Origin of the sequence: Dokdonella sp., from assembly GCF_039926425.1 — a bacterium.
In the GTDB taxonomy this organism is placed as follows: Bacteria; Pseudomonadota; Gammaproteobacteria; order Xanthomonadales; family Rhodanobacteraceae; genus Dokdonella_A.
Window position 1 is genome coordinate 1 of the sequence record NZ_JBDSWZ010000240.1, and the last position, 10,738, is coordinate 10,738.

The 10,738-nt window shown below is 63.9% G+C and carries 8 protein-coding genes; 4 read left to right on the forward strand and 4 right to left on the reverse strand.

The genetic code is table 11. The annotated features are described in order from the left end of the window. The coding region (locus ABIV12_RS13815; RefSeq protein ID WP_348060273.1) for a hypothetical protein at positions 1 to 404 on the reverse strand (404 nt) is incomplete at its 3' end. Positions 405 to 583: 179 nt separating this feature from the next. Here ABIV12_RS13815 and creD point away from each other — a divergent pair. Together creD and tsaB are read left to right on the forward strand one after the other, a co-directional pair. Continuing rightward, on the forward strand, positions 584 to 1,903 hold the full coding sequence (creD, locus tag ABIV12_RS13820; protein ID WP_348060275.1) for a cell envelope integrity protein CreD: 1,320 nt from the start codon (positions 584 to 586) through the stop codon (positions 1,901 to 1,903). Positions 1,904 to 1,913: 10 nt separating this feature from the next. After that, positions 1,914 to 2,627 carry a tRNA (adenosine(37)-N6)-threonylcarbamoyltransferase complex dimerization subunit type 1 TsaB gene (tsaB, locus tag ABIV12_RS13825; protein ID WP_348060277.1) on the forward strand — a complete coding sequence of 238 codons (714 nt, stop codon included), beginning with the start codon at positions 1,914 to 1,916 and terminating at the stop codon, positions 2,625 to 2,627. A gap of 2 nt (positions 2,628 to 2,629) precedes the next feature. Here the strand turns inward: tsaB and ABIV12_RS13830 are convergent, their stop codons facing one another. Next, on the reverse strand, positions 2,630 to 4,525 hold the full coding sequence (locus ABIV12_RS13830) for a hypothetical protein (protein ID WP_348060279.1): 1,896 nt from the start codon (positions 4,523 to 4,525) through the stop codon (positions 2,630 to 2,632). Positions 4,526 to 5,113: 588 nt separating this feature from the next. On the opposite strand from ABIV12_RS13830, the gene ABIV12_RS13835 reads away from it, so the two are divergent. Both ABIV12_RS13835 and ABIV12_RS13840 read left to right on the forward strand, forming a co-directional pair. After that, positions 5,114 to 5,890 carry a hypothetical protein gene (locus ABIV12_RS13835; protein ID WP_348060281.1) on the forward strand — a complete coding sequence of 259 codons (777 nt, stop codon included), beginning with the start codon at positions 5,114 to 5,116 and terminating at the stop codon, positions 5,888 to 5,890. Between the two features lie 42 nt (positions 5,891 to 5,932). Beyond that, complete coding sequence (locus tag ABIV12_RS13840; RefSeq protein WP_348060283.1) at positions 5,933 to 7,891, forward strand: hypothetical protein; 1,959 nt, start codon at positions 5,933 to 5,935, stop codon at positions 7,889 to 7,891. Between the two features lie 100 nt (positions 7,892 to 7,991). On the opposite strand, the gene ABIV12_RS13845 is transcribed toward ABIV12_RS13840, so the two are convergent. Both ABIV12_RS13845 and ptsP read right to left on the reverse strand, forming a co-directional pair. Further along, complete coding sequence (locus ABIV12_RS13845) at positions 7,992 to 8,942, reverse strand: 2OG-Fe(II) oxygenase (protein ID WP_348060285.1); 951 nt, start codon at positions 8,940 to 8,942, stop codon at positions 7,992 to 7,994. 330 nt (positions 8,943 to 9,272) lie between these two features. Beyond that, positions 9,273 to 10,738 (reverse strand): phosphoenolpyruvate--protein phosphotransferase (gene ptsP / locus ABIV12_RS13850; protein ID WP_348060287.1); only part of this gene is annotated, 1,466 nt, incomplete at its 5' end.

Here is a 10,738-nt window from a genome sequence, read left to right on the forward strand (position 1 = left end):
CGGAAGTTCGGTCCGCCGCGTTCGAGCAGGTCGAGCAGGTCGTCGACGTGGAGCTGGGCCAGCTGCACGAAGCTCTCGACGCCGTGGATGCGCAACAGGTCGTCGATCTTCGGTCCGATGCCTTCGATGATCGTGAGGTCCTCGGCATGTTTCATGTTGAAGCCGCAGGCGCGCGCGGCGCCGACATCGACCATGCGTGAGGGCGACGGCGACGGACCGATCGATGCAACTGCGGCCGGGGCATCGGCGACGTTGGCAGACGATGCCGGGGACGAGGCGTGTTCAGGCACCGCCGATGCCGTTTCGATGGCACGCACGGGCCGCTTCGCCAGCATCCGCGCGAGGACGAATCCGGACACCAGTCCCAGCACGAACCACAGCACGCGCTCACCCACGGTCGTCATCCTCGTTTCCTCGCTGCGTCGAACACGAACCGAGCCTAGCACCGGCCATGTTCGAAGAGGGTCAAGATCGAATCGGCATCACCTGAATGACGCGCGCGGTCAGATCGGCGCCCGATTTCGCCTGCCGGCGGTCGCGACTGTCGCGTCCAATGCGTCGACGACTTCCAATGGAGACAACGATGGCGCCGCAATGGATCCACGGTGTGATGTTCAAGGTGCTCGGCATTGCGGCGCTCGCGCTGCTGCTGATGATTCCGCTCGGACAGGTGAATGACCTGATCGGCGAACGACAGCAGCGTGCCGCGGAGGCGACCCAGCATATTGCCGAACGTTGGGGTGCATCGCAGACAATCGGCGGGCCGGTGCTGGTGGTGCCGGTGCGCTATCGCCAGCAGCAGGAAAAAGGCGTGGTCGTGCTGGAAGAGAACGAATTCCTGCTGCCCGACACGCTGGACCTGCAGGCGACGATGGCGCCGGAAATCCGCCGCTACGGCATGTACGAAACGGCCGTCTATACGGCCGACGTCAAAGTCAGTGGACGATTCGCGGGCGCTGACGTTGCCGCGCTGACCAGCGCGGGACGGGAGCCGCAATGGCAGCGTGCGCAGATGAGGGTTCCGATCGCCGACGTCCGCGGGATCCGGCGCGTCTCCACCTTGCACGCCGGCACGGCTGAGCTCACGTTCGGTCCCGACGGCAGCGGGCTCGGTGGTTTCGCGGCGATTGCCGCGCCGATCGCGATCGATGCCGCATCGGTCGACCAGCCACTGCCGTTCGCATTCGATGTGACGTTGGCAGGCACCGAACGCCTCGCGGCATTGCCGCTGTCGAGGCGCACGGCATTGCGTGTCGAAGGCGCGTGGGCGGATCCGGGGTTCGACGGCGCGTTCCTGCCACTCGCCCATCGCGTGACGGAGTCCGGGTTCGAAGCGAACTGGCAAGTACTCGACCTCAGTCGCCGGATCGCGCAACACTGGCGCGCAAGCGAGGCAAACGAGCTGTCCCTTGGTGAATCGACGTTCGGTGTGAGCCTCGTCCGACCGGCAAGTGCGTATCAGCAGAACGTGCGGGCCGGGAAATACGGCGTGTTGTTCATCGCGCTCACGTTTGCCGCATTCTTCCTGTTCGAGGTGCTGCGCGGATTGCGTGTGCATCCAGTGCAATACCTTCTCGTCGGTCTCGCGTTGTGCACGTTCTACGTCGTGCTGCTTGCGTTGTCGGAGCAGATCGGCTTCGGCCCCGCCTATGCGCTGGCCGCCGCGGCCACCGTCGTCATGGTGGGCGGTTACGCGGCGGCGGTTCTGGCGAATCGCCGCGCGGGGTTGATGCTCGGCGGCGTGCTCGCGCTGATTGACGGTCTCCTCTATGGCCTGGTGCGGAGCGAGGACTACGCGTTGCTGATGGGAGCGCTCGCGCTGCTGTTCGCGGTCGCGGCGATGATGGCGCTGACCCGCCGCGTCGACTGGTATTCGATGGGCACGCCGGCACGCGCCCGCTAGACTATGCCGCATGAACCTGCTTGCTCTGGAAACCGCGACGGAATCGTGTTCGGCCGCGTTGCTCGTCGACGGACGCCTTTACGTGCGCAGCGAGATCGCGCCACGTCGGCATGCCGAACTGCTGCTGCCGATGTGCGACCAACTGCTCGCCGAGGCCGGGGTCGCACGCCGCGATCTTGATGCAATCGCGGTCGGCGCAGGCCCGGGTGCGTTCACCGGTGTGCGCCTCGCGATCTCTGCCGCACAAGGCATCGCGCTCGCGCTCGGAATTCCGGTGATCCCGGTGTCGTCCCTCGCGGCGCTTGCGATGCAGGCGCCGATCAACGGTTCGCCCATCCTTGCGGTGATCGACGCACGCATGGGCGAGATCTATGCCGGAAGGTTTCGCCGTGCGGACGATGGACGGGTCGAGGCGATCGGTCCCGAGTCGGTCGGTCCGGCTGAATCCCTCGTGCTGCAGCGTGACGTGGCGTGGAACGTTGTCGGTACTGGCTGGGCGACGTACTCGGATGTCCTTCGTTCGCGGCTCGCGATGGAACCGTGCTGGGCGGAAGGCGATCATTATCCGCAAGCCGCCGACGTTGCTCGCCTCGCGATGCCGATCGCACGCGCAGGCCGAGGCGTCGCGCCTGAGGCGGCGTTGCCGGTCTACCTGCGTGACAAGGTTGCGCTGACTCTTGTCGAGCAGGAAGCGCAAAGAGCGCGATCACGCGCAGATCGCTGAATTTACGGCGATGGGGGCTGCGCGTCGGGCACGCGCAGCGGAACAGAGCCCAGGGCCGCCATGGTTTCGGAGTCCAGAATTTCGATCTGCAACTGTTCTCCCGGCTGTGGATCGAGCACGTAGCCGTCGAAACCGCGCAGGTGCGCGAAACTCCAGCGCAAGTCCTTGGCGGCAGGGCCGATGAAGCTGAACTTCGCGAGGCCACGCAACCGGCCGGCGGCGTCGACGACCGCAAGAACCGACGCATCGCTCACGTTGCTCGTCAACGGAACAGCGCCATCGAAAGCTGCAACCTCGCGCTGACCGAGCGTGTCGTGGAATTCGCGGACGACTTTGGCGGCTGCGCCTGCGAAGGTGCCGGACGCGAACGACGGTCGTGGTGCATTGGCTTGAACCAACGCGAATGCGGGTTCCGCGAACATCGACAGGTGTGCGCTCTTCAGGCGACCGAGGGTTTCGAGAACGATGGCGCGTCGGGCATCCGCTCCGTCCGGAAAGCGCTCCGCGTCCCAGATGCCCAGCTGTGCCGCGACGGCGGATTGTTGGATGTGTTGATGCACGATCGCGCTCCAGATGGCCAGCGCGTTATTGCTTGGCGCGAAAACGAGTGCGGCCGACATCGCGACCAGCGGGAACAGTGCTTGCCGAAAGCGACGTCGCTTCGGGTTTCCCGCGCCGATGTACAGGGCGAGGCCGAACCAGAAGAGGCAACTCCACGGCAGGTAGCGGTCGGCATAAGCGTCGAGCGGAGTCTGTGCAAACACCCGCACGCGGGCGATGCACACCAGAGCTCCGGTGACGAGCGCGAACGTCGCAAGGCCGATGGCCGCGATGCGGGCACCGTGGAGAGTTGCGCGATTCCTGCACGCATGGGCGGCAATCGCGATCCACCCGAAGAGGCCGATGCCGCCGAGCAGCGCGCTCTCGCGCGCCAGCCAGTCGCTGCCGAACGCCAACGAAACGCCGCGCGCACTCGACACCAGAAGCGCGCCCAAGGTGCCCGATCCTCGCACCGCTGCACTCAGCGTTGGTTCGAGTGGCGGATCCGCGTAGCCCAGCCACGCGTGGATCCACGGCGCGCTCAACCACCGACACAGGGCGCCTGCAATCGATCCCGAGTCGAACAGAAGCGATCCGCGTGCCTCGCCGCCACCCGGCAGCGCGAACAGGTAAACGACCATCACGCCGGCAAATAACAGGATCGGAAACGCGACGTTTGCCGGGCGTGTGCGCAGTACCAGCGCTGTCACGAAAACCGCTGCGAAACTCGCAATCCCATTGCCAAAACTGAAGGTTGCAAGAGTGCAACAGGCCGCGCACAGCAGGGCCCACATCCATTCACCGGTTGCGTGGGCGCGACCCATCGTGAAGATCGCGAGCGTGACGAACACCATCACTCCGTAGACCTGCATCGCCTCGTTGCCGTGCATCAGCATGCGTGCGTTGCCCAGCCAGAAGAGCGCCATGGTCGCAAGCAGGCAGCAGGCCGCGCGTCGGATCGGCGTCATCGTGTGGTCGCGTAGGATGGTCGTGCAGATGAGGAGCAGCGTCATCAACGCAGCTGCGCAACCGACCACGATCTGAAGACGCTGGTTCGCGTCGAACCAGCGGATTTCTGCAAGCCTCACCAGCGTCGGGATGATCGGCCGATGGCCGTTGTCGATCTGGACCGCGTTCGCGGGAAATGGCAGCGAAAGGTAATTTGCGTAGGCCCGATACTGGTCGAACGCCGGATAGCGGAATGCGAAGTTGGAGATCGCGACGATCGAAAGCCACAGCCAAGCGAGCGCGAGCGCCGAGAAGGCGGCGACGGCCAGCAGCGACCGCTTCGAGCGCGATGCCCAAGGTGGCTGGCCGCGGCTGGCGCGAATGTCGGTCGACGATGTCTGGACGTCCATTGTCCGTTTCCAAAGGGAGGGGGAACGGCTCAAGACCGTCGCCGGGGCCGGTGGTTCCGCACCCGAAAGGCAGAGTGTCGATTCAACAGCCGCAGTGCCGGCATCGGCGCGCACACGGCGGTATGCAATCGGGCGCGAATCCATGTGCCGGCCTCAATCACGACGCGTTGCCACGGCCCGGCCCAAAACCCCGTTCGCGCACTGCATGCCAGGGTTTGCACAGAACCGACGTTGCTGCAATCGTTGGTTCCTCGACGAGGGACCGGGACGCAAACACCTGCACCCAGTCGCGCGCAAGCGCAGAAGCGATGGGAATGCAGAAGCCGGGGGAGTCATTCTGACGCGCGTTCCATCGACGATAGTGAAATCCGGCGTCGCACTTCGCGTGCGCAGGTTCGACGCACAGCATGCGGCATCGGTCAGATTAGCCGCACCGCGTGCACGGAACAAGGAAGCGTCACTGCGGAGCGACGGGAAGCGCGCGCGACGTCTCCCGGCCCGTCGTGGAATGCAGCAGCGGATTGGCTGCACAGAACCTTGCGCAGCTTGCAGAAAATGGTCAACCTTCCATTTTTTGCAGGAACGCCGTTGGATATCAAACAGATTGCCACCGAGGCGCAGACGTACCGCCGGCATATCGAGCGTGTCAAGAAGGATTTGGCACCATCCGATTTTTCATGGTACCCGTACGGAACGCTCGACAACTTCGTGCATCTGCAGAACCTGCTCACCGGCGATTCGCGCAATCTGCTTGCGCTTGCCGGTGATCTTCCGGTTGCCGACATCGGCGCGGCAGACGGGGATACCGCGTTTTTCCTCGAAACGCTGGGACACAAGTCGGATGTCATCGATTTTCCGCCGACCAATTTCAACAGTTGTCGTGGACTGCGCCTGTTGAAAGAGGCGTTGAAATCTGGCGTCTCGTTGCATGAGGTGGATCTCGACGCGCATTTCGAACTGCCTGGCCAGCGGTATGGTCTCGCATTTTTCATGGGCATTCTTTATCACCTCAAGAATCCGTTCTCGGCGCTCGAGAATCTTTCGCGCATCGCGCACCATGCGTTGGTGAGTACGCGGATCACGCGGTACAACTGTGCCACCGCGTCGAAAGGTGGCGAAATCAACGCGCACAGGGTCGAGTTGCGCACAGTGCCCGCGGCGTATCTCGTGGACAGCTATGAAACCAACGGCGATCCCACCAATTACTGGATCTTCTCGGACGCCGGCTTGCGTCGCATCCTCGACAGGACGGGGTGGGATGTCGTCGACTTCATGACCGTCGGCAACACATCGCAGTCGGATCCGGCCAGTGCGGCAGGTGACGAGCGCGCGTTCTGCCTGATCCGAAGCCGCACCTTCGTCTGACGTGATGCGCGTGCAGTCCCGTCACTGCTGGCGCCGATGGCGGTGAGCGCCGCGCCTTGGCGGGGAATGTCCGCGGCGCCGATGATGGTGGTCGCCGTCCTTGTCGTCTTCACGGGAATGGCGTTCTGGGACTGGAATCTTCCCGGTCTCTACATGGATTCGGTGAACCCCGAATACATCGTTTCGTCGATTCTCCAGCCGCATGCGGCGGGAAGTCGGGCGTGGGTATTGCCCGGTAATTCCATTCAAGGACGTTTTCCGGTATTCACCGGCACGCTCTATCACGGCAGCACCCAACTCTATTTCGCGCTGCCGTTCATGAGCGCATTCGGCGAGACCGTGTTCACGATGCGACTCGTGCAGACGATCGTCGGCTGCGGCATTCTCGCCGGGTGCCTGCGCTTTGCGGCCTTGACCGGATCACCCCGTCGCGTCATTTTCGTTGCTGTGGTCGGACTGCTGGCGATCGATCCCTCGTTCGTTCTGCCACTTCGGACTCAGGCGTACAGCTGCCTGTTTCCCGTCATGCTGCTGCTGCCCGCGATTGCGTTGCTGCATGGGCGGCGGTGGCAACACGCGCCGTCGTGGCCCGTGCTGGCGAGCGGCGTGCTGTTCGGGTCGGCGGTCTTCGGGTACTTCATCTTCGCGTTTTTTCTTCCGGTGATGATCGGGCTGGTACTGCGGCGGTCGCTGCCCGGCGGTGCGGGCGCAACCGTGCGTGCGGGCCTCACGTGGTCGGCCGGCGTGCTTCTTGGCTTGCTCCCTTTTTTTTGCGGCATTGCGTTGATCTCCGACGCGCTCGGCGGAGTCGACCCGCTGCTTGCGTGGCTGAAGCAGCACGGCGACCAGATGCAGATCGTCAATACGCATGCTCCATGGCTGTCGCGCACGGCGGACGCAGGCAGTGACTACTGGAGCGTTGTCAACGGAGACTGGCCGTTTCTTGCAATGCTCAAGCAGTATGCCGACGGATCCTGGGGAGACATCAAGGCAGGATTGATGCTCGCTGTCGTGCTGCTCGCGCTGGTCCGTGGGCATCGCGATACGGAGCAGCGCTTTCACATCGCATTGCCGATGCTCCTGACACTGTCGTTCCTTGCGTGTGCGTCCTACTTCGGCAATCGTCTCGATGGACATCACTACACGGTATTGCTGCCGCTGCTCTACCTGTCTTTCGCCGGCGCATGCGTCGCATTGATCTGCCGTTCCGGAGCGGACGCCGTTACACCCGGACGGATCAAGACGGCCGCCGTCGCCATCGGATGTTGCGTCGTCGTGCTGGTCACCAATATTTCCGCGCAGCGGAGCGCCCACGCGCAGCTCGATGTGAGCGGCGGAGTCGGCCTGTACTCCGAGTCGATCAACCTGTTTGCGCTCGATACGGCGTCTCGGGAGCCCGATGCGACCGCGTACTTCGCGGACTGGGGATTAGAGATGCCGTTCGTGTATCTCACGCGTGGAATGCTTGACCATCGCGATACGGTGGATCCTTCGCGCATTCGCGAGCTCGCGTGTCGTGGTCAGCCGCAGATCGTCGTGTTTGCCGGTGACGACAACGCCGCCCGCAGTGCCTACGTCGCGAGACTTTCCGGAATGGCGGCACCGATCCTGGTCGACTGGACACAGCGCGATGGCAGGATGGTTTTCCAGACCGCGCGCTTTACTGGCCGGGAGTGCGAAGCGCGTGCAGTCGCTGAGGCCCCTGCACCACGCGTAGCGCCATTCGTCGCGACAGATACTCCAAGCGTCTCCGGATGTGCGTTCATCACTCCGTCGACGACCACGGTCCACTGGGATGCAGGACGTGCGCAGTCCGATGCTGCGAGCGTCTGGATCCAGCCGGCCGGCGGCGAACCAAAACTCTGGAGCGGCGGGAAGGCGAGAGACGCAAAGCGGACCGGCGCATGGGTGACGCCTGGAATGCAATTCGTGCTGAAAAACAGCGCAGACGAGGTGGTTGCGCAGACCGTGGTCGGCGCAGAGCCATGTCCATTTCCATGAACGACCCGCCACGCCTGCGTTTCCATCCGACGTGCTCAACTCTCGTCGCCCGGCATAGATCGTTCCCCGTGCGCTCCGACGTGGCTGCCGTAAACGCCGGCTAGCGCCGCCGCCCGATGCTCGCGACTGCGCGAGTAGCGAAATACCGAAGTCGGCCCAGTAGCCCCGCATTGAGTGCCGCCTGCGACTGGCCCAGGCGGCGGGTCAGCTCGGTCAGTTTGCGATAGAGCCGCTGGTTGTGCTGGTCGCGGCGCGCCAGCAGCACACGCAGCTCTTCCACATCGGAGCTGGACAGGATCATGCCGGCTTGGAAGCGTTCCGGCAGTGGTCGGTCGACGTAAATGGTCGAGTGCGTGTCGGCCAACTCGTCGTCGGGGCGCTCCCGCGTGTAGAAATACAGCGCCACCGATTTGCGCGAGAGGTTGGCGTGTTGCGCGGGCAATTGGATTCGGCCGAACCCGTGCCAGCTCCACTCGGTTGTCTCGAAGATGACGCAGCGGTTGAACAACGGAGTGACCAGTCGGACGCGATCGTCGGGTGAACGGGGATCGGTGTGGAGCTCGAGCGATCCGCCCCAGTCGTCCTGCCATTGGTGGTTGAGGTACACGATCAGATTCAGTCGACGGTGCCAGTTCTCGATCGGATGCCGATTGAAATCGACATGTGGATCAAGGTCCTGTCCGGATCTGTTTTCGTGAGTGCCGCCCCCGAAATAGTACGGGTCGTACAGCAGCCCTGGAACGCCGGTCACGCGGCTGATGAAGTCGAGGAAGTCCGGCGACTGGATCAGGTCGTCGAGTGCGGCATAGGACGGACCGAGGTCGCGAATGCGTTCGACCGTCGACTTGCCGCCCAGCTCGCCGGCCTCGTTGCGCGCATTGCCGCGTTCGAATGGCGGAAACTCGTGCAGCAGTCGTTCTGCGTAGGCGGCGTCGAGAAAACCGTCGATGACGACATGGCGGAACGGCTCACGTCGCGCGAAGGCGGCGGCATGGTCGTCGACGCGGGCGACGACACGCGCGTCGATGGGCGAAAGGTGGGCGTTCTGCATGGGCGCGGATGATGCCACCGTGTTTCGTGGTTTGCTAACTCGCGCGCATGGCGTGCGGGTTTCGCTGTCGCGGTTCGGAAAAGAGCGAAACGAAGCAACACGAAAAAACACGTGCTTCCCCGCAGCGCTGCCCTTCAATCAATGCGTGGCATCAACGCGATCCCTTCCCTGCGCAGCAGGGACAACTGCCCGAGTGCGTGAGTGGCGCTTTTCGTGAGTGCTCAGATCAAGAGCGCCCCCATCCGCCTTCGGCACCTTCCCCCGCTTCGCAGGGGAAGGACAAGCAAAGCGCTTGCGGCTTTGCAGGGGAAGGACAAGGGGCGCATTGCCTCACTGGACACTCGGCACGGTCACCTCATGCGTCATGCGTTCCATCACGTCGAGGATGCGTTCGCGTGTCGGCGCGCGCAGCAACGCCGGTGCGTGTTCGCGCAGTCGTGCGCGATCGAGGGAATTGACGACTTCGCGGACTTCAAGGATGAGCCCTGGATGCATGCTGAAGTCGGTCAGGCCAAGAGCGATCAGCAGCGCCGTGTACCGTTTGTCGCCGGCCATCTCGCCGCACAGCTTGACCCGGCGCTTTGCCCGGTGCGCCACCGAGATCGTATGCGACAGCAACTTCAGTACCGCCGGATGCAACGGGTCATACAGCGAGGCCAGATGATCGTTGTTGCGATCCACGGCGAGCGTGTACTGAACCAGATCGTTGGTCCCGATGGCGATGAAGTCGACCGACTTGATCATCCCCGACAGCGCGATTGCTGCGGCCGGCACCTCGATCATCGCGCCGAGTTCGACGCGGGTCGCGATCTCGTGCCCTTCGGAGCGCAGTTCGCGTGCGCACTCGTCGAGCATGCGGCGGACGACGGCCATCTCTTCGGCAATGGTCACCATTGGCACGAGCACACGCACAGGGCCGTAAGCGGATGCACGCAGGATTGCGCGAAGTTGCACGGAGAGCAACGGCGGATCACGCAGCGACAGGCGCACGCCGCGCACTCCGAGTGCCGGATTCTCCTCGTCGTCCAGCACGATCCCGCTCGAGTCGGCCTTGTCGGCGCCAAGGTCGAGCGTTCGAATCGTCACGGGAAGTCCCTGCATCCCGAGCACGAGATCGCGGTAGACCAGAAACTGCTCGTCTTCGCCCGGAATCTCGCGGCGCTGAAGGAACAGGAATTCGGTGCGGTAGAGACCGATTCCCGCCGCGCCGAGTGCGTGTGCCTGGGCGATGTCGGCCGTCGATTCGGCATTCGCGTAGAGCGCGATCGGTACCCCGTCGCGGGTGATCGTCTCGACATTGCGCAGCAGTGCAAGGCGCTTGCCCTTCTGCACCATGTCGCGTTGCCAGGTGCGAAAGCGCGCGAGATCCTGCGCAGCTGGATGCACGACCACTTCGCCGCGCTCGCCGTCGATCAGCACGAGATCGTCGTCCTGGATGTGCGACAGAACCTCGTGCGCCGCGACGATCATCGGCAGGCGCAGCGAACGGGCAAGGATCGCACTGTGCGACACGAGGCTGCCGGAACTGAGAACGACGCCGAGTACGCCGTGTTCCGCGAGCGGCACGAGCTCCGACGGAGACACGGTGTCGCTGATCAGGATCTCGCCGACGCGCGAGGCGAGCTTGCGTTCCTGCGGGCTCGAGTCGCGCATCAGCTGCGCCTGCACGCGCGCGATGACGTGGTCGACGTCTTCGCGGCGGCTGCGAAGGTACGGATCGTCCATGGCGTCGAAGACCGCCACCAGACGATCACGCTGCATCTTCAACGCAGCGCTGGCCCGATAGCGTCCGAGCC